Annotated in this window: 20 protein-coding genes; 15 read left to right on the top strand and 5 right to left on the bottom strand. The window is 72.4% G+C overall.

The window, feature by feature from the left end:
* The first annotated feature begins 69 nt into the window (after positions 1–69).
* The 6 genes from ABZX90_RS32120 to ABZX90_RS32095 all read left to right on the top strand — a co-directional run bounded on the left by ABZX90_RS32120 (position 70) and on the right by ABZX90_RS32095 (position 7023).
* Positions 70–1626: a PucR family transcriptional regulator ligand-binding domain-containing protein gene (locus ABZX90_RS32120; protein ID WP_351125901.1), complete on the top strand. Its 1557-nt coding sequence runs from the start codon at positions 70–72 to the stop codon at positions 1624–1626.
* Positions 1627–1632: 6 nt separating this feature from the next.
* Positions 1633–1818, top strand: coding sequence for a hypothetical protein (locus ABZX90_RS32115; RefSeq protein WP_355210758.1), 186 nt, complete (start codon positions 1633–1635; stop codon positions 1816–1818).
* Positions 1819–1887: 69 nt separating this feature from the next.
* Entirely contained in the window at positions 1888–2730 is an 843-nt protein-coding gene (locus ABZX90_RS32110; protein ID WP_355210755.1) for a nitrilase-related carbon-nitrogen hydrolase, read from the top strand.
* A 202-nt stretch (positions 2731–2932) separates the two neighbouring features.
* Positions 2933–4333 (top strand): dihydropyrimidinase, encoded by a 1401-nt coding sequence (hydA, locus tag ABZX90_RS32105; protein ID WP_351125897.1) that lies wholly within the window; start codon positions 2933–2935, stop codon positions 4331–4333.
* Positions 4334–4351: 18 nt separating this feature from the next.
* Positions 4352–5374, top strand: coding sequence for a TIGR03842 family LLM class F420-dependent oxidoreductase (locus ABZX90_RS32100; RefSeq protein WP_351125895.1), 1023 nt, complete (start codon positions 4352–4354; stop codon positions 5372–5374).
* A gap of 122 nt (positions 5375–5496) precedes the next feature.
* Positions 5497–7023, top strand: a complete 1527-nt coding sequence (locus ABZX90_RS32095; RefSeq protein WP_355210750.1) for an NCS1 family nucleobase:cation symporter-1 — start codon at positions 5497–5499, stop codon at positions 7021–7023.
* A 22-nt stretch (positions 7024–7045) separates the two neighbouring features.
* Here ABZX90_RS32095 and ABZX90_RS32090 read toward each other — a convergent pair whose 3' ends face one another.
* The gene (locus ABZX90_RS32090; protein ID WP_351125891.1) at positions 7046–7714 is read right to left on the bottom strand and encodes a hypothetical protein; all 669 of its coding nucleotides are present in this window, start codon (positions 7712–7714) and stop codon (positions 7046–7048) included.
* 215 nt (positions 7715–7929) lie between these two features.
* Positions 7930–8943: a carboxymuconolactone decarboxylase family protein gene (locus ABZX90_RS32085; protein WP_355210746.1), complete on the bottom strand. Its 1014-nt coding sequence runs from the start codon at positions 8941–8943 to the stop codon at positions 7930–7932.
* Between the two features lie 216 nt (positions 8944–9159).
* Here ABZX90_RS32085 and ABZX90_RS32080 point away from each other — a divergent pair, with 216 nt between their 5' ends.
* The 7 genes from ABZX90_RS32080 (at position 9160) to ABZX90_RS32050 (ending at position 16827) form a co-directional block, all read left to right on the top strand.
* Positions 9160–10272: a sensor histidine kinase gene (locus tag ABZX90_RS32080; protein WP_351125887.1), complete on the top strand. Its 1113-nt coding sequence runs from the start codon at positions 9160–9162 to the stop codon at positions 10270–10272.
* Entirely contained in the window at positions 10269–10973 is a 705-nt protein-coding gene (locus ABZX90_RS32075; protein ID WP_355210743.1) for a response regulator transcription factor, read from the top strand. Before ABZX90_RS32080 ends, ABZX90_RS32075 begins: the two co-directional genes overlap by 4 nt.
* 35 nt (positions 10974–11008) lie before the next feature.
* Entirely contained in the window at positions 11009–11782 is a 774-nt protein-coding gene (locus ABZX90_RS32070; RefSeq protein ID WP_351125883.1) for a DUF4232 domain-containing protein, read from the top strand.
* Positions 11783–11875: 93 nt separating this feature from the next.
* The gene (locus ABZX90_RS32065) at positions 11876–13696 is read left to right on the top strand and encodes a gamma-glutamyltransferase (protein WP_355210740.1); all 1821 of its coding nucleotides are present in this window, start codon (positions 11876–11878) and stop codon (positions 13694–13696) included.
* A 190-nt stretch (positions 13697–13886) separates the two neighbouring features.
* Positions 13887–14744, top strand: a complete 858-nt coding sequence (locus ABZX90_RS32060) for an inositol monophosphatase family protein (RefSeq protein WP_355210737.1) — start codon at positions 13887–13889, stop codon at positions 14742–14744.
* A gap of 167 nt (positions 14745–14911) precedes the next feature.
* Entirely contained in the window at positions 14912–16321 is a 1410-nt protein-coding gene (locus tag ABZX90_RS32055; protein WP_351125877.1) for an NAD(P)/FAD-dependent oxidoreductase, read from the top strand.
* Positions 16318–16827: an O-acetyl-ADP-ribose deacetylase gene (locus tag ABZX90_RS32050; RefSeq protein WP_351125875.1), complete on the top strand. Its 510-nt coding sequence runs from the start codon at positions 16318–16320 to the stop codon at positions 16825–16827. The genes ABZX90_RS32055 and ABZX90_RS32050 overlap by 4 nt, the downstream gene beginning before the upstream one ends.
* Positions 16828–16922: 95 nt before the next feature.
* Here the strand turns inward: ABZX90_RS32050 and ABZX90_RS32045 are convergent, their stop codons facing one another.
* Genes ABZX90_RS32045 through ABZX90_RS32035 form a run of 3 tightly spaced genes read right to left on the bottom strand, consistent with a single transcriptional unit; the run spans position 16923 to position 19206 of the window.
* Entirely contained in the window at positions 16923–17879 is a 957-nt protein-coding gene (locus ABZX90_RS32045; protein WP_355210733.1) for an endonuclease/exonuclease/phosphatase family protein, read from the bottom strand.
* A gap of 47 nt (positions 17880–17926) precedes the next feature.
* Positions 17927–18826 (bottom strand): M56 family metallopeptidase, encoded by a 900-nt coding sequence (locus ABZX90_RS32040; RefSeq protein ID WP_351125871.1) that lies wholly within the window; start codon positions 18824–18826, stop codon positions 17927–17929.
* Positions 18823–19206 carry a BlaI/MecI/CopY family transcriptional regulator gene (locus ABZX90_RS32035; RefSeq protein ID WP_351125869.1) on the bottom strand — a complete coding sequence of 128 codons (384 nt, stop codon included), beginning with the start codon at positions 19204–19206 and terminating at the stop codon, positions 18823–18825. The genes ABZX90_RS32040 and ABZX90_RS32035 overlap by 4 nt, the downstream gene beginning before the upstream one ends.
* Before the next feature lie 228 nt (positions 19207–19434).
* Between ABZX90_RS32035 and ABZX90_RS32030 the strand changes: the two genes are divergently transcribed.
* Positions 19435–20940, top strand: a complete 1506-nt coding sequence (locus ABZX90_RS32030) for a hypothetical protein (RefSeq protein WP_355210729.1) — start codon at positions 19435–19437, stop codon at positions 20938–20940.
* A gap of 398 nt (positions 20941–21338) precedes the next feature.
* The gene (locus ABZX90_RS32025; RefSeq protein WP_355210847.1) at positions 21339–22259 is read left to right on the top strand and encodes a lysylphosphatidylglycerol synthase domain-containing protein; all 921 of its coding nucleotides are present in this window, start codon (positions 21339–21341) and stop codon (positions 22257–22259) included.
* The last annotated feature ends 93 nt before the right edge of the window (positions 22260–22352 follow it).

Below are 22352 nucleotides of genomic sequence, written 5' to 3'. Positions count from 1 at the left end.
GTCGGATCCTCGACACCGACCGCAGCGCTCCGGAGGCGAACCGAGCCACGGACAAAGGGGAACACCGCCATGACCACCGCCTTGGAACCCGCTCTGTCGGTACGCCAGGTCCTCGCCCTGGACCGGGTGCTCGCCGGAGAGCCCGAGGTGGTGGCCGGTGCCGGCCACCTGGACCGGTCCGTCCGCTGGGTGCACGTCGCCGAGGCCGCCGACGTGGGCGTCATGCTCAGCGGCGGTGAAATGGTCCTCACCACAGGGGTGTTGCTCGCGGGCGACCCCGACGCCCAGGCCGAGTACATCCGCTCGCTCCACCGCGCCGAGGCCGCGGCGGTCGTCCTCGGACTCGGGCGCGCGTTCCCCGCGCCCCCGGAGGTGATGCGCCGGGCCGCCGAGCGCTGCGGACTGCCGATGGTGGTGCTCCACCGGCCCTTCCCCTTCGCCGAGTTGACGGAGGAGGTGCAGTCCCGGCTGGTGCGCAGCAAGTTCGCCGCCGTGAGTCTCTCCGAGGCCGTACGGACCGCCCTCACCGGACTCATCACCACCGGCGCCCCGCTCCAGCGCATGCTCGACGAGATCGCCGTGCACGCCGCCTGCCCCGTCGTCGTCACCAATCTCGCCCACCGGGTCCTCGCCACCGCCGGCGAACGCTCCGCCGTCGACGACGTCCTGCGCGACTGGGACCGCATCGCCCGGCAGGCGGGCGGCAGCGAGGGCGACGGCTGGATCCGCGCCGAACTGGGCGGACGGGGGGAGCGATGGGGCCGCATCGTGCTGTGCGGCCACCGGGGGGACGCGGGAACCGGGCGGCTGCTCGCCGACCGCGCCGCCGAGGCCCTGGTCCTGCACCGCATGCTCGGCGGCTCCGCCCACACCTGGGAGGAGGAGTCCGCGCAAGGCCTGCTGACCGACCTGGTGAGCGGTGTCGTACCGGCCCGCCAGCTCCTGCCGCGAGCGCGGGCCGCCGGACTGCCCGTCAACCGCCGCACCTTCGTACCCCTGGTGGTACGCAACGGCGACCCGGCCCAACTCGACCGCGTACTGCGGCTGCTGGGGCTGCCGGGGCTCGTCGCCGAACTGTCGGACGGAGCCACCGCCCTGCTGCTCAGCCTCGCCCGCGACCAGGACGCGGACGCCCTGGCCGCGCACTTCGCCCTGCGGCTGCGGCACGAGACCGGCGTCCCCACCACCGTTGCCGCGGCGGGACCCCGTACCGCCTGGGACGACGTCCCCGCCGGACTGCGCGAAGCCCTGCACGTCGCCGAGGCCGCCGCCGACACACCCGCCGACCAGGACCAGCCGGCGCTGGTGCGCCTGCGCGACGTCCACCTGCGCGGCCTCGTCCGGCTGCTCCGGGACGACCCGAACGTCCAGTCCTTCGCGGAACGGGAACTCGACGGGCTGCTCTGCGGGGCGCAGGCGGATCCGCACCTGCTGCCCGTCCTGCGGACCTACCTCGCCACCGGCCGCAACAAGTCGCGCACCGCCCAGCTCCACCACGTCAGCCGGCCCGCGCTCTACCGCCGTCTGGAGGCCATACAGGTGCGCCTCGGCGTCGATCTCGACGACTTCGAGCAAGCCGCCTCCGTCCACATCGCCCTGCTCGCGCACGACGCACAACAACGGTGAAGCTCCATGCAGAACAACGGTGAGGCCCCCGGCGCACCAACGGGAATTCCGATGCGCGGCAACGGTGACCACCCGGTGCGCAACAACGCGCAGGACCCGATGGGCAACCACGGTGAAACACACGACGACTCGGCTGAAACGCGGGACAACGCGGAGGTGACACCGTGGAACGGCACAGCGCTTCGGACGTGACACGGTGCAACTCAAAGAGCCGGTCCGGGCTTTCTAGGCTCCTGGGACACCGAGCGACCGGAGGTCCCGATGAGCAGAGTGATCCGCGCCGCCGTCTTCCAGACCGCATGGACCGGCGACAAGGAATCGATGATCCAGGTCCACGAGCAGGCGGCCCGCGACGCGGCCGCGCAGGGCGCCCAAGTCCTGTGCTTCCAGGAGCTGTTCTACGGACCCTACTTCTGCCAGGTCCAGGACAAGGAGTTCTACGCGTACGCCGAGCAGATCCCCGAGGGCCCCATCGTCCGGCGCTTCCAGGCGCTGGCCAAGGAACTGGGCCTCGTCCTCGTCCTGCCGATGTACGAGGAGGAACAGCCCGGCGTCCTCTACAACACCGCGGCCGTGATCGACGCCGACGGCTCCTACCTGGGCAAGTACCGCAAGACCCACATCCCCCAAGTCCCCGGATTCTGGGAGAAGTTCTACTTCAGGCCCGGAAACTCCGGCTGGCCCGTCTTCGACACCGCCGTCGGCCGCATCGGTGTCTACATCTGCTACGACCGGCACTTCCCGGAAGGCTGGCGGGCCCTCGGCCTCGGGGGTGCCGAGATCGTCTTCAACCCCTCGGCCACCTCACGCGGACTGTCCGGCTACCTCTGGCAGCTGGAGCAGCCGGCCGCGGCCGTCGCCAACGAGTACTTCGTGGGCGCGATCAACCGCGTGGGCGTCGAGGAGTACGGCGACAACGACTTCTACGGGACCTCGTACTTCGTGGACCCCGAAGCCCAGTTCGTCGGCGAGGTGGCGAGCGACAAGGAGACGGAACTCGTCGTCCGCGACCTGGACATGGCCAAACTCCGCGAGGTCCGCGACCGGTGGCAGTTCTACCGCGACCGCGCCCCGGGGACCTACGGGCCTCTGACGGCGCCGTAGGGGCACCCCGTGCAGCGGGCCCGGACCGGCTCCGGGCGCCGGACGGCGGTGCCCGGAGCCGGCCGGACCCGCGCCACGGCGGTCGGCACGGCCCCTCCCGCGAACCGCCCCACGAGCTTCCTCGCCAGGAAACAGCGTTGACCCCAGCCCCTGACAACCTCGGAGTCCCCTCAGTGCACGCACGACCGGAAGGAGAGGGAGCATGAGCCGTACCGTCATCCGTGGTGGTCTCGTCATCACCGCGTCCGACGAGATCCACGCCGACGTCCTGATCGAGGACGGCCGGATCGCCGCCCTCGCCGCGACGGGCACCCCCGCGGCCGAGTCGTGGACGGCCGAGCGGACCATCGACGCCACCGGCAAGTACGTCATTCCGGGCGGCGTCGACGCCCACACCCACATGGAACTGCCCTTCGGCGGCACCTTCGCCTCCGACACCTTCGAGACGGGCACCCGGGCCGCCGCCTGGGGCGGCACCACCACCATCATCGACTTCGCCGTCCAGAGCGTCGGCCACTCCCTGCGCGAAGGCCTCGACGCCTGGAACGCCAAGGCCGACGGCAAGTGCGCCATCGACTACGCCTTCCACATGATCGTCTCCGACGTCAACCAGGAGACGCTCAAGGAGATGGACCTGCTGGTCGAGGAGGGCGTCACCTCCTTCAAGCAGTTCATGGCCTACCCGGGCGTCTTCTACAGCGACGACGGCCAGATCCTGCGCGCCATGCAGCGCTCCGCCGAGAACGGCGGCCTCATCATGATGCACGCCGAGAACGGCATCGCGATCGACGTGCTCGTCGAACAGGCACTGGCCCGCGGCGAGACCGACCCGCGCTACCACGGAGAGGTGCGCAAGGCGCTCCTGGAGGCCGAGGCCACCCACCGCGCCATCAAGCTCGCCCAGGTCGCGGGCGCCCCGCTCTACGTCGTGCACGTCTCGGCGACGGAGGCGGTCGCCGAACTGGCCCGGGCGCGTGACGAGGGCCTGAACGTCTTCGGCGAGACCTGCCCCCAGTACCTCTTCCTGTCGACCGACAACCTCGCGGAACCGGAGTTCGAGGGCGCGAAGTACGTGTGCAGTACGCCTCTTCGGCCCAAGGAGCACCAGGCGGCCCTGTGGCGCGGCCTGCGCACCAACGACCTCCAGGTCGTCTCGACGGACCACTGCCCGTTCTGCTTCGTCGGCCAGAAGGAGCTCGGCCGCGGCGACTTCTCGAAGATCCCCAACGGCCTTCCCGGCGTCGAGAACCGGATGGACCTGCTCCACCAGGCCGTCGTCGACGGACACATCTCCCGCCGCCGCTGGATCGAGATCGCCTGTGCCACCCCGGCCCGGATGTTCGGCCTGTACCCGAAGAAGGGCACCATCGCGCCGGGCGCCGACGCCGACGTCGTCATCTACGACCCGCACGCCGAGCAGATCATGTCGGTCGAGACCCACCACATGAACGTCGACTACTCGGCGTACGAGGGCAAGCGGGTCACCGGACGGGTCGAGACCGTGCTCTCACGCGGTGAACCGGTCATCACCGAGCGGGAGTTCACCGGGCGCGCGGGCCACGGCGTCTACACCCCCCGTTCCACCTGTCAGTACCTTCTCTGAGCGACCAGGAGTGGCGCCATGGACTTCGGACTCGTCCTGCAGACAGACCCCCCGGCCTCCCGCGTCATCGAGCTGATGAAGCGGGCCGAGGCCAACGGCTTCACGTACGGCTGGACCTTCGACTCGGCCGTGCTGTGGCAGGAACCCTTCGTGATCTACAGCCAGATTCTCGCCAACACCGAGAAGCTGACGGTCGGCCCGATGGTCACCAACCCGGGCACCCGCACCTGGGAGGTCACCGCCTCCACCTTCGCGACTCTCAACGACATGTACGGCAACCGCACGGTGTGCGGGATCGGGCGCGGCGACTCGGCGATGCGCGTCGCCGGACGCAAGCCCAACACGCTCGCCCGCATAAGCGGTGCGATGAAGGTCATCCGCGCCCTCGGCCGGGGCGACGAGGCCGACCTGGGCGGCACGGTCATCAGGTTCCCGTGGGTCAAGCCGGGTGCCGAACTGCCGGTCTGGATGGCCGCGTACGGTCCGAAGGCCCTCAAGATGACCGGCGAGGAGGCCGACGGCTTCATCCTCCAGCTCGCCGACCTCTACCTCACCGAATACATGGTCAAGGCCGTCAAGGACGCGGCGGCCGAGGCCGGGCGCGACCCCTCCGAGGTGAAGATCTGCGTGGCCGCGCCCGCGTACATCACCGAGGACGACTCGCCCGAGGCACTCGCCCACGCGCGCGAGCAGTGCCGCTGGTTCGGCGGCATGGTCGGCAACCACGTCGCCGACCTGGTCTCCAAGTACGGCGAGCACTCGGCCGCCGTACCCGACGAACTCACCGACTACATCAAGGCCCGTGAGGGCTACGACTACTCGCACCACGGACGCGCCGACAACCCCGACACCGCGTTCGTCCCCGACGAGATCGTCGACCGGTTCTGTCTGATCGGCACGGCCGAGCGGCACATCGAGAAGCTGAACGCGCTGCGCGCGCTGGGCGTCGACCAGTTCGCGGTCTACGACATGCACGACGCGCAGGAGGCCACCATCGACGCGTACGGGACGCAGGTCATCCCGGGTGTCAACGGACAGTAGCTGAAGGTCCCCCAGTTCTCCCCTTCCCGCCGTCCCGGGAAGGGGACCAGGGCGCTCCCCGCGCACCCCCCAGGATGTCCCCGCACGGCCTCTCCCGTCACTCCTCATTGATTGGCCTGCTCATGACAGAAACCGTCTCCCCGGACAGCCCACCGGCCAGACAAGTCACCCTCCCCGACGGCCGGGTGGAGATCGCGCCCGACGCGCCCGCGCCGACCGGTCCCTACGCCAACGAGGACCTGCTCCCGGTTCCGGTCGAGAAGCGCACCTGGACCACGTACAACTTCTCGGCTCTCTGGGTCGGCATGGCCCACAACACCGCTTCCTGGACGCTGGCTTCGGGTCTGATAGCCGTCGGCATGGACTGGAAGCAGGCCGTCCTCACCATCGCGCTCGCCAACCTGATCGTGCTGGTCCCGATGCTGCTCACCGGGCACGCGGGGCCGAAGTACGGCATCCCCTTCCCGGTCTTCGCCCGCGCCTCCTTCGGGGTGCGCGGGGCCAACCTCCCCGCTGTCGTCAGGGCGTTGGTGGCGTGCGGCTGGTTCGGCATCCAGACGTGGATCGGCGGCGAGGCGATCTACTTCCTCGCGGGCAAGCTCTTCGGTGACGGCTGGAAGAACGCCTCGCAGGTCGGCGGCCACGCCTGGACCATGTGGCTGTCGTTCGCGATCTTCTGGGCGCTCCAAGTCGCCATCATCTACCGGGGCATGGAGACCATCCGCCGGTTCGAGAACTGGGCGGCACCCTTCGTGCTCGTCGGTGCCGGCGTGATGCTGTGGTGGATGAGCAGCAAGGCCGGCGGCTTCGGGCCGCTGCTCGACCAGCCGTCGAAGCTCGGCTGGGGCGCGGACTTCTGGAAGCTGTTCTGGCCCTCGCTGATGGGCATGATCGGCTTCTGGTCCACCCTGTCGCTGAACATCCCGGACTTCACCCGGTACGGCAAGAGCCAGAAGGCGCAGACCTGGGGTCAGGCGCTCGGTCTGCCCACCACGATGACGCTCTTCGCGTTCCTGTCCGTCATGGTCACCTCGGGCTCGCAGGCGGTGTACGGCGAGGCGATCTGGGACCCGGTCCAGCTGGCCGCCAAGGCGGACAACGTCTTCGGCATCCTCTTCGCGCTGGTCACCGTGCTGATCGCGACGCTGTCCGTGAACATCGCGGCCAACCTGGTCTCCCCGGCCTTCGACTTCTCCAACATCGCGCCCCGGAAGATCAATTTCCGTACCGGCGCGCTCGCCACCTGTGTCCTCGGCGTGCTGATCTTCCCGTGGAAGCTGTACTCCGACCCGCAGGGCTACATCTTCACCTGGCTCGGCCTGGTCGGCGGTCTGCTCGGAACGGTCGCCGGCATCCTCATCGCCGACTACTGGATCCTGCGCCGCACCAAGCTCGACCTCGCCGACCTGTATCGCACGGGCGGCCGCTACTGGTACGACGGCGGCTGGAACTGGCGGGCCGTGGTCGCCTTCGTCACCGGCGGCGTCCTGGCCGTCGGCGGCGCGGACTTCCATCCGCTGATCGACGGCCGGCCCGTCCCCGCCCTGGAGTCGCTCGCCGACTACGGGTGGGCGGTCGGGCTCGGCACGTCGATGCTGCTCTACGTGGTGCTGATGCTGCTGCGCGGGAAGGGCAGGACCGCGGTCTGACGGCGGTTGTTCCGGGGGACGGTCAGCTCTTCTGGCCGTCCTCCAGCGCCGCCGTCGCCTCCTTGGCCGCCTTGATGGCGCCCTTGTTGATCTCGTCGGTGCCGGGCGCCTTCTTCGTCTCGAAGTCGCTGCCGTTGTAGGTGATGACCACCAGGGCGTTGGACGCCTGGACGATCACCACACCTTCGCGGGTCTGCTGCTTGTCCTCGGTGCTGAGATTGACGACGGAGTAGCCGGAGTCGCCGAGACCGGGCACCGCCCCGCCGCCGCTCTTGTCCGCCACGCGCTCCTTGTAGGCCTTCTCCGCCGCGGCGTCCGACGCCTTTATCTCGTACGAGACGTCGAGCCAGCGGTAGTCGAAGCCCTTCAGCGCGTTCCACGAGCAGGTACGGCGCACCGACTTGTCGGTCGACGCTATCTCCTGGCCGGCCGTCTTGGCGCCGGGGACCAAAGACTTGATCGTCGCGTCAGGTACGCCGTCGCAGGGGGCGGGCGACGCGCTGTACGTCTTGGTGGCCTTCGAGGTCGACGGGGCCGACGCCGAGTCGGTTGTCTTCTTTTGCGTCGATTTGTCCTCGGCGGTGGGGGTCGCTGCGGACGGGCCGGTCGCCAGGGCCCAGCCCGCGGAGGCGAGCAGAGCGACCGGCAACAGGCGCGCGGCGAGCGCGAGCGGCAGAGGAAGAGAACCCAAAGCGCACTTCTCGTGGGGGATGGTGCGGAGATGGTCCGCACTGCGGACGGGACGCCAGTGTCACACGTGACGCTGTGGTGCGGAAGGGCCAACCGGCTCCGTGCCCGTGTGATGACAGTGACTCACCTTGGCGTCGATTGGCCGATGCTGCGCCAAGATGTCTGTTTTGTTCGTCCCGTTGATCACCGCCTTCTCGGTCGCCGGCCGCATCGTGATCACGGCCGCCACTTCGCGGTACGGACCGGGAGGCTCCGCTCGATGCGGTCGACGGCCGCGAAGGCCCCGTAGGCCACGAGATGCACGAGACAGTGATCGGAATGGTCGGGTTTGCGCCAGGCCGCCACGTCCTCGTCGGTGATCCGGTACGGGGCGAGGGCGGCCAGCAGTGCCAGCCGCGCACCGGGGCGCGAACGGTCCGGGAGGCACTCCCACGCGAGCGACGGATGCGCGCCGTCCCATCCCTGGAGCGTTTCCCGTACGAGGGCACGGTCCGCCTCGTCGAGCAGGCCTTCGCCCGTGGTGGCGGCGTCGCGCAGGGCGGCGTAGGCCGGGCCGACGGTGGTGCCCCGCGCCCAGTCGGGCCCGGGCCCCGGAGCGTCGAGCAGCGTGAGACCCGCACCCGGGGCGGGCCGGCGGCGCACCGTCCTGGCCAGTGATCGCCCGCCCAGGCTCCGTACCGCACGGAACCTCTGCGCATTGCCCGGAAGGAGGCTCTCGGTCAGCAGCGCCGACGCGATCCGGTTGATGAAGTGGAAGGTGAGCGCGGTGCCGATGTACGCGGGGGCGTGCGCGGCGGGGAACGGGTACGGCGTCAGCTCCGGCGCCCCCGGGTTCCGGCTCGCCCGGCCCCAGGCCAGCACGCGCGCGTGCCCCTCGTCGGACGGTGTCTCTCCGCGCGCGATCGCCTCGGCGAGGGAATGGTCCCCGGTCGCGTGCAGCAGCATCGTGTGCGCGTCCACGCAGAAGGGGCACCGGTTGGCCAGCGACACCCCGAGCGCGGCGAGTTCCTTCCCGGTCCGGTCGCCCTCTCCGGCGATCAACGACTCCCGCATCAACGCCCAGGTGGCGGTGAGGAGTTCGGGCGCGGAGGACAGGACGACGAAGGTGGCCGGGCGTTCCATGCCGAAGTCCGAGGCGAGCTGGGCGTAGACCTCGGCGGTCGCGCCGGTGGCGGACTTCCGGGGCGGCGGAGCGGTGTACCGGAAGGGGGTGGGGAGGGACATGGCCATGGGGTGCCTCCTGAGAGTTCACGGGTGGCGGCCGGGCGGTCGGCAACCAGTGGCAACCATGGCCCGGACGGGGCATCGCGAGCGTCGTACGGCGGAAGACGATCCGGGCTACCTCCGCCGGTCCCGTGCCCTGCCCCGACTACTCCACCGGGAGTAGCCGGGCATCCGTCCACAGGGCTGACGCGGCGCCAGGCACAGCCGCATAGAGTGCCGGACATGCAGCTCGACCAGGCCGTCCGCAGGCGCCTGACCGACGCGGCCCTCGCGGTCGTGGTCGGCGCCCTCGTGCTGACCGCGGCCGTGTTCGACGACGGCACGACCGCCCTCGACTACGCCCTGATCGCCGTCGGTTCGCTGACGCTCGCGGCCTATCGCGGCGCTCCGCGCGCCGTACTGGCGATCACCACCGCCGCCACGACCGGGTACGTCGTGCACGCCCACCCCGGCACCCTGTCCGCCCTTCCCGTCCTGAGCGCCGTGCACACGTCCGCCCGAGCAGGCCACCGGGGCGTCGCGGCGCTCGCGAGCGCCGTGTTCCTGGCCGGATTCGTGACGACGGGACCGCAGACGCGGGAGATCGTGGAGCGGACGCTGCTGCTCGCCGGCTGGTTCCTGTGCGCCCTGGTCACGGGCCTCGCCGACCGCAACTGGCAGGCCTATCTGCGCCAGACGGAACAGCGCGCCCTGGAGGCCGAACGGACCCGCGAGGAGGCGGCGTTGCGCCGGGCGGGCGAGGAACGCCTGCGTATCGCACGAGAGTTGCACGACTCGCTCACGCACAGCATCTCCATCGTCAAGCTCCAGGCGGGAGTCGCCGTCCATCTGGCGCGCAAACGCGGCGAGGAGGTGCCGCCCGCGCTGCTCGCCATCCAGGAGGCGGGCGGCGAGGCGATGCGTGAACTGCGCGCCACACTTGAGGTGTTGCGCACCGACGAGCCGACCGGCACACCCGCGCTGCTGGTGGAACGGGCCCGTGCCGCCGGGCTCGCCGTCGATCTGCGGGTGAGCGGCGAGGAGCGCCCGCTCACTGCGACCGTGGACCGGGCCGCCTACCGCATCGTCCAGGAAGCCCTGACGAACGCCGCCCGGCACGCGGGCCCGGCCAGCGTCACGGTCGAACTCGGCTATGCGGCCGACGGGTTGACGATCGGCGTGCACGACGACGGCATCGCCCAGGAGTCCAGGCCGCCCACTCCGGGCATCGGCCTCACCGGCATGCGCGAACGCGTCACCGCCCTCGGCGGCACCCTGCACGCCGCCCCGCGCGCGGAGGGCGGCTTCTCGGTACGGGCCGAACTGCCCCTGGGCATACCGGAGGAGGCGCGATGAGCGACCTGGACGGGCCGACCGGGGCGGGCCGCCCGATCAGGGTCGCCCTCGTCGACGACCAAGCCCTCATGCGCGCCGGATTCCGCGCGCTGATGGAGGCGGAGGAGGGCATCGAGGTGGTGGGCGAGGCGGCCGACGGGGCCCAGGGGCTGGCCCTGGTCCGCGCCGCGGTGCCGGATGTCGCCCTGGTCGACGTGCAGATGCCCGTGATGACGGGCATCGAGGCCACCCGCCGTATCGCCGCCGACCCGGAGCTGTCCGGGGTACGCGTGGTCATCCTCACCAACTACGGCCTGGACGAGTACGTCTTCGAGGCGCTGCGGGCCGGGGCCAGCGGCTTTCTGCTCAAGGACACCGAGCCCGCCGATCTGCTCCAGGCCATCGAGGTCGTCGCGCACGGGGAGGCGTTGCTGTCGCCTTCGGTGACGCGCACCCTGATCGGGGAGTTCGTGGCCCGACCCCCCGACCGGGCCACCGCGCCGGGCCTGGAGGGCCTCACACGCCGCGAACGCGAGGTCACCGCGCTCGCCGCGCGTGGCCTGACCAACGAGGAGATCGCCGCGCACATGGTCATCAGCCCCCTGACGGCCAAGACCCACATCAGCCGTGCGATGACGAAGCTGGCCGCCCGCGACCGGGCCCAACTGGTCGTCTTCGCCTACGAGTCGGGCCTGGTGACGGCACGAGGGCAGGCGGAGTGAGTCCGTCCGCCGGACGCCCGTGCCATGATCTGCCGGTGATCGCGACACGCCCGAAGAAGCCCGGCGCGGAGGCAGATGCCGCGCGTCCGCCGCGCGGCGGTGACGCCGCCGTTCGTCCGCGAGGGTCCGGCTCCCGCTCGGCCGGCAGTTCGCGCGCGAAGGCCAGGTGGGTTCGCCCGGTCGTCCTCGCCTGCCTGATGGTGACGGTCACGAGCGGGTGCGGACTGGGCGCCGAACTCGACCGTGAGCGCGACCCCGAGCGTACGGCCGCTCCGGTGCCGAGCGCGGTCGGGACCGACGCGTCAGACCCTCTCCGCATCGAGCCGCCGGAACTCCCGTCGTCCGTGCCGGTGCCCTCCCCGTCGGGCAGTGTGCCGGGCCTGCAGGGCAGCGGCTGCCCACGGTCCGGGCTGCGCCTCGCCACCGGCCCCGTCAACGCGGCCATGGGGCTGCGCGCCACGACACTCGTCCTCACCAACTGCGGCAAGCGGCCGTACGCGGTGGACGGCTACCCGGATGTCGTCGGCGTCCTCGGCCCGGAGGGCGCTCCGATCACAGGCGTCCACGACGTCGTCGGGACGGACAAGGTGCCCATGGCGCCCGAGGATCCCGGCCCCTCGCCCTTCACACTCCGGCCGGGCGACAGCGCCCGGGCGGGCCTCTACTGGCGGATGGCCGCCGAGGACGGCACGTACCTGCGCGTGGCGCCGCACAAGGGGCAGGGCGTTGTCACCCTGCCGCTGGCGGACCCGTTCGACATCGGTCCGGAGAACACGCTGGGCACGACGGCGTGGACGCGCGTGACCTGATCGCGCCCGTACCGCCCGCCCCCTGGGGGCCGTCGGCGGGCAAATGTCATAGTCGGACCGAGGCCGATCGCTCCGTACCGTGAGGTGGCAGGCATGTTCACGACCCGACCCACCCTCCAGGGCACCTTCGGCATGGTGTCCTCCACGCACTGGCTCGCCTCGCAGTCCGCGATGGCCGTGCTGGAGGACGGCGGCAACGCCTACGATGCCGCGGTCGCGGCCGGCTTCGTCCTGCACGTCGTCGAACCCCACCTCAATGGACCCGCGGGCGAGGTCCCGATCATCCTCGCCCCCGCGGACGGTGCCGTGCGGGTGCTGTGCGGACAGGGCGTCGCGCCCGCCGGAGCGACGATCGCCCGCTACAGGGGACTCGGACTGGACCTCGTACCCGGTACGGGCCCGCTCGCCGCCGCCGTGCCGGGAGCGTTCGACGCCTGGATGATGCTGCTGCGCGACCACGGCACCAGGCCGCTCGCCGACGTCCTGAAGTACGCCATCGGGTACGCGGAGGACGGCCACGCGCCCGTGGAACGCGTCGGCGAGACGGTGGAGGCCGTACGCGAGCTGTTCGAGACGGAGTGGACCTCGTCGGCCGAGGTGTATCTGCCGGGCGGCAGGTCGCCGCGCCCCGGCGAGCTGTTCCGTAATCCGGCTCTCGCCGCGACCTGGCGACGACTGCTCGCCGAGGTCGCCGGCGCGGGGGACCGGGTGGCCGAGATCGACGCGGCACGCGAGGTGTGGCGCTCCGGCTTCATTGCCGAGGCGTTGGTCCGGCAGGCCCGGCGGCCCACCATGGACACCAGCGGCGAACGCCACAGCGGCACCTTGACGGCCGCCGACCTGGCCGGCTGGTCCGCGGCCTACGAGGCCCCGGCCACGTACGACTGGCGGGGCTGGACCCTGTGCAAGGCGGGCCCCTGGAGCCAGGGCCCTGTCCTCCTTCAGCAACTGGCGCTGCTCCCGCCCGAACTGCCCCGCTACGGTTCCGCCGACTACGTCCACCTGCTCGTCGAGGGCTGCAAGCTCGCCATGGCCGACCGGGAGGCCTGGTACGGGGACGCGGCCCGGGTGCCGCTCGACGAACTGCTGTCGGAGCCCTACAACGCCGCCCGGCGGACGCTCGTCGGGGACAAGGCGTCGTACGAGCTGCGCCCCGGCAGCCCGGGCGGCCGCGATCCGCGGATCAGCGGGCACGCGCGCGTGGTGGCCGCCCGGGAGTCAGGCTTCGACGCGCTGGCCGTACCGGGCGCCGGTGAACCCACCGTGGCACGGGCCGCCGCGGAACCCGAGGTGGCTCCGGACGGCGGCACCCGGGGCGACACCTGCCACCTCGACGTCGTCGACCGCTGGGGCAACATGGTCGCCGCCACCCCGAGCGGCGGCTGGCTCCAGTCCAACCCGGTCGTCCCCGAACTGGGCTTCCCGCTCGGCACCCGGCTCCAGATGGCCTGGCTGGAGGAGGGGCTGCCCAACTCCCTGACCCCCGGCCGCCGACCGCGCACCACGCTGACGCCGTCCCTCGCACTGCGCGACGGCGTGCCCGTCATGGCGTTCGGCACACCCGGCGGCGACCAGCAGGACCAGTGGCAGACGCACTTCTTCCTGTCCGTGGCGCTGCGCCCGCAGGTGCGCGGCGGGCTCGACCTCCAGGGCGCGATCGACGCCCCCAACTGGCACAACGACGGCTTCCCCAGCTCCTTCCACCCGCGCGGCATGCGGCCCGGCAGCCTCACCGTCGAGTCCCGCACGGACGAGGCGGTCGTCGAGGAACTGCGCCGCCGGGGCCACGACGTCACGGTCGCCGAGGCCTGGTCCGAGGGGCGGCTGTGCGCGGTCGCCCGGAATCCCGGGACGGGAGTCCTGTCGGCGGCGGCGAACGCGCGCGGGATGCAGGGGTACGCGGTCGGACGGTGACGTACGGCCCGGCATCGTGAGGCGGCGCAGGGCGGCCCGCCCGATGCCGCCGCCCGGCGCCCGGGCCCGGGGGAGGGCCAGTGATCACGGGCCTGCGGCAGTGATCGTCCGCCCCGGGAATTCATGGTGATTCCACCCGCAGTACCCCGGAGGGGTGGGGATTGTCAGTGACGCGTGCTGTCATGGAGCCATGATCGAAACCATCGACGAGTTTCTCGCGCACCGCGCGTCCGACGTGGAAGACGCCATCCGCAAGGCCGCCGCCGCCGAGATCATGCCCCGCTTCCGGCAGCTCTCCGCGCACGAGATCGACCAGAAGTCCGGCCCGCACGACCTCGTGACGGACGCCGACCGGCTGGCTGAGGAATACCTCACCGGGGCCCTCACCGAGCTGCTGCCCGGCTCGGTCGTGGTCGGCGAGGAGGCGGTGCACGCCGACCCGGCGACCTACGAGGCGATCCGCGGCACCGGGCCGGTCTGGATCGTCGACCCCGTCGACGGCACCCGGCAGTTCGTGCACGGCGACTCCGGGTTCTGCACACTGGTCGCGCTCGCGCTGGACGGGGTGGTGCACGCCTCGTGGACGTACGCGCCCGCGCGCGACGAGTTCGCCACCGCGATCCGGGGCCGGGGCGCCGTGCTCGACGGAGTGCCGCTGCGCTCCGGATCGCCCGAGTCCGGCCGCGACCTCGACATCGCGACCTCCCACCCGGACTACACCACGGACGAGCAGAAGCGCGCCCTCCTCGGCCTGCGCGTCGAGGGCGTCGTCCCGCGCCCCTGCGGTTCGGCCGGCCTGGAATATCTGGCCATCGCCCGCGGTGAGTTGGACGCGGTCGCCTTCTCGTGGGAGGCGGCATGGGATCACGCGGCGGGACTGCTGCTGGTCGAGGAGGCGGGCGGCGCCCATCTGACGCTGCGGGGCGAGCCGTTCCGCATCACGGGGGGCAACGCGCTGCCGTTCACGGCCGCCCGCGACGAGGCCACGGCCCGCCGGGTGGTGGCCCTGCTGGCGGCACGGTCCGAACAGGTGCCGGCCGGGGCCTGAGCGGGAGCACCGCGGTCCGCGCGCGGGTTCCGGTTCCCGTCCGGCGGCCGGCGCGCGGTGCCGCGGGTACGCCTTCCAACGCCCCGGGCCGTCAAGGCTGTCAGTCCTCCGGCATATCCTGATCCTCAGTGGCCGTCGGCTGACAAAGGAGTCCGAAGGTGCCGTCGATGCTCGATGCCGTCGTGGTGGGTGCGGGGCCGAACGGACTGACGGCTGCCGTGGAGCTGGCCCGCAGGGGCTTCTCCGTGGCCGTGTTCGAGGCGCGCGACACGGTGGGCGGGGGAGCGCGTACCGAAGAGCTGACCCTGCCCGGATTCCGGCACGACCCGTGTTCGGCGGCGCATCCGCTGGGAATCAACTCACCCGCGTTCCGGGCGATGCCCCTGGAGCGGTACGGCCTGGAGTGGCTGCACGCCGAGCTCCCCATGGCACACCCGTTCCTCGACGGCTCGGCGGCGGTGCTCTCGCGGTCGGTCGCCGAGACGGCCGCCTCGTTCGGGCCACGCGACGCGGGCGCGTACCGCAGGCTCGTCGCACCCTTCCTGACCAAGTGGGACACCCTCGCCCACGACTTCATGTCGCTGCCGCTGACCGCCCTGCCCCGGGACCCCGTCACCCTCGCCCGCTTCGGCCTGGCCGGACTGCCGCCGTCGACCTGGCTGATGCGCCGCTTCCGCGACGAGCGGGCCAAAGCCCTGTTCGCCGGTCTCGTGGCCCACGTCATCGCTCCGCTGGAGGGCATCGCCACGAGCGCCGTCGGCCTCGTCTTCGCGCTGGCCGCGCACGCCCGTGGCTGGCCGGTCGCACGCGGCGGCTCCCAGACCGTCTCGGACGCGCTCACCGCGTATCTCAAGGACCTCGGCGGCACCGTCCACACCGACTACGAGGTCAAGCGCCTGGACGATCTGCCGCCCGCGCGCGCGTACGTCTTCGACACCTCGCCCACGGCGCTGGCCCGCATCGCGGGATTCGGCCGCTACTACGAGGGCTACCGGTACGGGGCGGGCGTCTTCAAGATCGACTACGCGCTGGACGGGCCCGTGCCCTGGACCGCCGAGGAGGCCCGCGTCGCCGGGACGGTGCAGGTCGGGGCGAGCAGAGCGGAGATCGGCACCGCGCTGCGGGCGGCCTCGCGCGAGGGCCGGGCACCCGACGCGCCCTTCCTGATCACCGTGCAGCCGAGCGTCATGGACCCGTCCCGGGCCCCCGAGGGCAAACAGGTCTTCTGGGCGTACGGCCATGTCCCGAGCGGCTGGACCGGAGACCTCACCGACGCGATCGAGCGGCAGCTGGAGCGGTTCGCGCCGGGCTTCCGCGACCGCGTACTGGCCCGCGCGACCGCAGGCCCGCCCGAACTCGCGGCCCGCAACGCCAACTACGTCGGCGGCGACATCGCCTGCGGCGCCGCCTCCGGACTCCAGCTCATGCTCCGCCCCAAGGTGTCCCTGTTCCCGTACAGCACTCCGCACCCCTCCGTCTTCCTCTGCTCCTCGGCCACCCCGCCCGGACCCGGAGTGCACGGAATGTCGGGACACAACGCCGCGAAGGCCGTCTGGAGGAGGCTGAGACAGTCATGACCACGATCACGCTGGTCCAGGGCGACATCACCCGGCAGAGCACCGACGCCATCGTCAACGCCGCGAACTCCTCGCTGCTCGGCGGCGGCGGCGTCGACGGGGCCATCCACCGCCGCGGCGGTCCCGCCATCCTCGCCGAATGCCGCAAGCTGCGCGCTGGCCACTACGGCAAGGGACTGCCCACCGGCCGGGCGATCGCCACCACCGCGGGCGAACTCGACGCCCGCTGGGTCATCCACACCGTGGGTCCTCGCTACGCCCAGGAAGAGGACCGGTCCGAGCTGCTGGCGTCCTGCTACCGGGAGTCGCTGCGGGTCGCCGACGAGCTCGGCGCCCGTACCGTCGCCTTCCCCGCCGTCTCCGCGGGCATCTACGGCTGGCCGATGGACGACGCGGCCCGTATCGCGGTGGAGACCGTCCGGGCCGCGAAGACCGATGTCGAGGAGGTCCGGTTCGTCCTCTTCGACGAGCGGGCGTACGACGCGTTCGCCGGGCAGCTGCGCTGACCCGTCCGGGGGTGGTCGGTTCGCGTCCGGGGGGCCGTCGGGGTCCACAGGGGCAGTGCGCCGTGCGGTCCTGTGACAGAGGCCGTGCGGTCCGGTCACAGGGATAGGTCGACCACCAGGGGCCGGTGATCCGAGATCGCGGTCCTCGGGGTGTGCGCCGCACTGGCCGTGGGCGCCTCGATTCCGGTCGCCAGGACATGGTCGAACTGAACCAGGGGACGGTGCGCCGGATAGGTGGGCGTGCGGGCCAGATCCCGCCACCCGCGCGGCAGCGGCGGGGTGTTTCCCTGTCGGGACCGGCGGAGCCCGGTGCGGCGCCCCGTCGGTCCGGGCGCGTCGAGGACCGCCCGTGGAAGCACGCCGGTCAGGTTGAAGTCGCCGAGGACCACCTGGGGCCGGGGCAGGTCGGCGATCCAGGCGCGGACGGTGAGCAACTGACGGATGTTCCAGCCGGGCACGAACGACAGATGCAGTGCCACCACGGTGAACGGCCCGCGAGGCCCTTCCAGGACGGCGGCCAGCGCTGCCCGCGGCTGGTCCCTGGCCACGGTGAGTCCGCGGCGCCCGGGCGTCCGCAGCGGCATGGGAAGCGGCGCCGGGGCCAGCCGCCGTGCCCTCCAGAGCTGTACGGGCAGCCGGGACAGCAGAGCGATGCCGTGCGAGGGGACACCGCCGATCGCGTCGGCCTCGCCCGGGCTGTACACCCGTAGCCCCGGCTCGGACGGCTCCGGGATCCAGCCGCCGCCTGCCTTCGCGGTGCCGTGGAACGCCGACGCGTAACGCCAGTGGCGCGCGCCCGACCCCGCGGCGGCGACCGCCGCCTGGTCCACCCCGCCCGACCGTTCCTGCAGCCGGTCCAGCTCCTGAAGTGCCAGTACATCGGCGTCCAGCGACGCGACGGCCCGGACGAGCGGCGCCTCGGGGCCACCCGCGGCCGGGACGGAAACGGGCCTGCCGTCCACCATCGGCCGGCCGTGCAGCACGTTGAAGGTCGCGAACCGCACCCGCCCGGAGTGCGAGAGGCCGGGGTGAGCCGACTCGGGAGAAGTCATGACCGCGACCGTATCCAGCGGAAGCCGCGAGCGGTGGCCTCGTCTCCCTACAGGTCGGGCAGCGTCTCGGCCAGCAGCCGCAGCAGATCGCCCGTGGCGTCGACCGCGCCCACCGCGGGCAGGACACCGAGCGCGAGGACGGCCACACCGATGGACCGGACGACGGGCGGCGGAGCGGTCTGCAGGGCCGCGATCCGACGGGTGACGGCGTGCTCGGAGAAGTGCAGGGCGCATCCCGGGCGGGCGCGCTGGGAGACGAGGGCGGCACGCGCCAGGGCGCGGGCCGTCGTGCGCCGGTCGCCGACCGTGGTCGCGGCCTCCTCGTCGGCCCAGCGCTCCAGCAGGAAAGTGACGGTGGTGCGCACGGGCACGAGCAGGGGGTTCGCCGCCGCGGCCAGGGTCACGGCGGTCGACAACGCCGCGTGCCGGTGGGCGAGATGAGCACGTTCGTGGGCGAGCAGAACGCGCCGCTCGGCGGGCTCCAGCGCACCGAGCATCGAGGCCGTGACCAGGATCCTGCCCGGCTTGCCGGGGATGGTGAAGGCGTGCGGGGTCGGCGAGGCGGCGACGACGAGCTCACTGTCCGGCGGGTGCCCCTCGCAGAGCCTGAGCAGCATGCGGCGGGTCGCGATGTGCGCTCGTACGACATGAAACAGCCGGTGGGCGATCACGGCGAGGGCGGCCACCGCCAGGACGGCGACGCTCTCCGGGACGGGCTCGGGCAGCGACTGGCCCTCCTCACTGGCCTCGGCTATCACCGCCGGCGTCTGGTCGATCAGCGTCGCCGCGAGCAGCAGCAGTGCCCAGGCGGAGGCGGCAGCGGTCAGCACGGCCGCCGCCGTGAGGACGCGGGCCGCCAGAGCGGGTGACACCCGCCGGCCGACCTGCGGCGCGATTGCCGCGAGGAGCAACGCCAGTACGAGTGGAAGGTAGACGTCGATCCTCATGGCCCGTTCCCTCCGAGGAGGTCGCGCAGGGCTTTCTCCTCCTGGCGGCTGAGCCCGGTGACGAACTGCTGAAGGGCCGCGATCGGGTCGGGTCCGCGGTCGAGCGCTTGGTGCATGGCCTCGGCGGTCAGCTCGGCCGCGTTCTTGGCGGGCCGGTAGGCACCGCGCCGGCCGTCAACGTCACGGAGCACCAGACCCTTGTCGTACAAACGCTTGAGGATGGTGTGCACGGTGTTGTAGGCGAGTCCGCCGCCGATCTCGGCCTGGATCTCGGCGGGTGTCATCGCGTCGGCGGTGGCCCACAGGGCGGCGAGAACTTCGCTCTCCAGCTCACCCGCGCTGCGCCGTTCCGCCCTTCCCTGGGGACCTGTGCCAGCCATGCCCGTCACCTTACAGCGCGTAGGGGGGCCGGGAAGGGTGCCGAAGCAGGGCGCACGCCCCCGGCGTGAAGCTCCCCATACCGCCCTGGGGTACTCCCTCGAATGCCCGTCCAGCTCGGCGTCTTGTAGCGGTGCGCGGTAGTTTGTCCACGATTCCCCGGCTCCCGTCTCACCCTACGTCTTGTAGGGTGAGGAAACCCTACAGTTTGTAGGGCTGAAGGGTGGACGATGGCCAGAACACTGAACGTCCCGCTCATCGGCGCCGGGCGCCACGGGCCGCCGACCCGGCCGGCCCGCTCGTCCCGGCACCCCGGTGACCCGCGCCTGCTCGCCTTTGTCGCGGGCGCCTTCGTCCTGGCTCAACTGCTCCTCGTGCACCCCACGATGGGCCTCGGCTGGGACGAGACGGTGTACGTCAGCCAGGTCTCCCCGCATGCCCCTGCGGCGTTCTTCAGCGCGCCGCGTGCCCGCGGCGTCTCCCTGCTCGTGGCGCCGATCACCTCCTGGTCGTCGTCCACCACGCTGCTGCGGGTCTACCTCGCGCTGCTGTCCGGACTCGGCCTGTTCGTGGCCCTGCGCGTCTGGCGCGCACTGTTCCCGGCGCGGGTCCTCGCCCTGGCGGGCGCCCTGTTCGCGACGCTGTGGGTGACCCTCTTCTACGGCCCGCAGGCCATGCCCAACTACTGGGTCGCGATCGGCGCCCTGGTCTGCGTCGGGTGCTTCCTGCGCGCCCAGGCGGACCGCCGCGACCGGGCAGCACTGTGGGGAGTCGGCCTGAGTGCCGCGCTGATGGCGTGGATGCGCCCCCCGGACGCGGTCTGGGTGACCCTGCCGCTCCTCGTCCTCGCCGTGGCCGTCCCCCGGTGGCGGAGGGCCCGGCCGCTGCTCGCCCTCGTCGTGGGCCTGCTGGCCGGGGCGGCCGAGTGGATCGTCGAGGCGTACGTCGGCTACGGCGGCCTGGGGCAACGGCTCGCCGACGGTTCGCGCATCCAGGGCGGCCTCGGCTGGAACATCGCCGTCGGCGACCAACTGCGCAGCCTCGGCGGACGCGTGCTGTGTCGGCCGTGCACCGCCGGGATGCCGAGCCCCGCGGTGACGGCGTGGTGGTTCGTCCTGCCGCTGATCGCCGCCCTCGGCCTGGTGATCGCGGTCAAGGCCCGTCGCCCGGCGGCCACCCTGCTGCTCCTGGCCTGCGCCACGACGGCCGGGGTCCCGTACCTCTTCATGATCGGATACGCCGCCCCGCGCTTCCTGCTGCCCCTCTACGCCCTCGTCGCGATCCCCGTCGCCGACGCCCTCGTCCACCTGGTCACCGTCCCCGGCCGACCGTGGCGGCCGGTGATCGTGACCCTGGTGGCCCTAGGTCTCGCCGGTCATCTGGCCGTGCAGTTCTCGGTCCTCCAGGCCACGGTGCGGCGCACCACCGACGGGCACCGCGGCTGGGCGGTGACGGCGGCGGAGCTGCACCGGCTCGGCGTACGGCCACCCTGCCGGCTGATCGGCCATGAAGCCGTCCCGATCGCCTTCTACGCCGGCTGTTCCTCCGCGGCGATCGGCGGCCACAACGGCAACGCCACCCGGGAGAGCATCACGCGGGCCGCCCGGCACATGCCGGTCGCCGTCGTCACCAGGCCGGGGATCAAGCCGCCCGGGTACGCCCACGACTGGGCACCCCACCGCGCCGGTGACCTGAACGTGTATGTCGCCCCGGGAGCGGGGAGCCGCACACCATGACCGTCCCGCCGGACGCGCCCCCTCCGGCGAGCGGGGGACAGACGGCCCACAGCGGGCGAACGGTCGGCCGCGGACAGCCACCCGACAGCGAACCGGTGGGCGCCCCGGCGCGCGGATCGGCCCCGGGTGGGCCGGGATCAGCCGCGGGTGGGCCGGGAGCGGCTGCGGGCGGGCCGCCCGGCCACGCACCGGCGACTGCCGTCAGCGGTGGCTTAGGCCTCGGGTCGGCGACCGGTGCTGGGATGCCGGTGACCGAGCCGGTGTCCGGCCGTGGGTTCCCGGCGCCCGAGCCGGTCTCCGGTGGTGGGGTGGCGGCGTTCGAAGCGGTGTCCGGGGATGGTGGGGTGTCGTCTCGCGTGGTGGCCGTCGGGCGGCGGCTGTCCGTGGGGGACGGGCGGGTGTCGTGGCATGCCGGGGTGTCGCTGCTCGTGCTGGTGTGCGCCGGGTTTCTCGCCCGCCGGCACTGGCCGGTGATCGAGGTGGGAGCGAGCCGGCTCGCCCACGCCGACCGTGGCTGGCTGTTGGTCGCTACCGCCGCCACCCTGGCGACCTGGGCCTGCTCGGCGCTCGCCCAACAGGGCGCGGTGGCGAAGCCGCTGCCCGCCGGGCGACTGGTGGCGGTGCAGTTCGCGGCCGCCGCCGCCAACCACGTGCTGCCCTCGGGCCTCGGCGCGGGCGCCGTCAACCTGCGCTTCCTGACCCGGTGCGGACTGCCCGTCGCCCGCTCCGCGACCGCGCTCGCGGTCAAGGCCTGCGCCGGGACCGCGGTGCGCGGTTGCCTGATCGGCGGGCTCGCCCTCACCTGCCCCGGCGCGCTCCGCCTCCCGCCGCTGCCGGCGACGGCCGGGACACTCACGGCCTGGACCGTGACCGCCTCGGCGACGGCCGTCGTCGTGACCGCCGTCGCCGCGGTTCTCCTGGCGGGACCGCTGCGGCGCGCGCTGCGTTCCGTACTGCTGGACGTCCGCGCCGTACACGAACTTCCCGCGCGGGCAGCCGCGTTGTGGGGCGGCTCGCTGGCCTTCGCCGCGCTGCACGCCGCCGTGGTCGTCGCCGTTGCGCAGGCCGTCGGCCTGCCGGTGTCCCCGGCGCGGGTGGCCCTCGCCTATCTCGTCGCGAGCAGCGCCGCCGTCCTGCTGCCCACCCCGGGCGGCCTCGGCTCCCTGGACGCCGCCCTCGTGCTGGCCCTCACGTTCGCCGGGGCGCCGGGCGGCGCGGCGGCCTCCACGGTTCTCGGCTACCGACTGCTCACCGTCTGGCTTCCGCTGCTCCCGGGGCTGGTGACGCTGGGCATGCTGATCCGCCGCCGGGTGCTGTGAACGAGCGATGCGCTCGGGGGTGTACGGCGTGCTTGGGGCATACGGCGTGCTCGGGGGCGTACGGCAGTCAGGATCTGTTCAGGATTCCGCTGA

The sequence above is a fragment of the Streptomyces sp. NPDC002935 genome, from assembly GCF_040611295.1.
In the GTDB taxonomy this organism is placed as follows: Bacteria; Actinomycetota; Actinomycetes; order Streptomycetales; family Streptomycetaceae; genus Streptomyces.
Note: the sequence above shows the minus strand (reverse complement) of the source record. Positions and strands in the feature narration are given on the sequence as shown.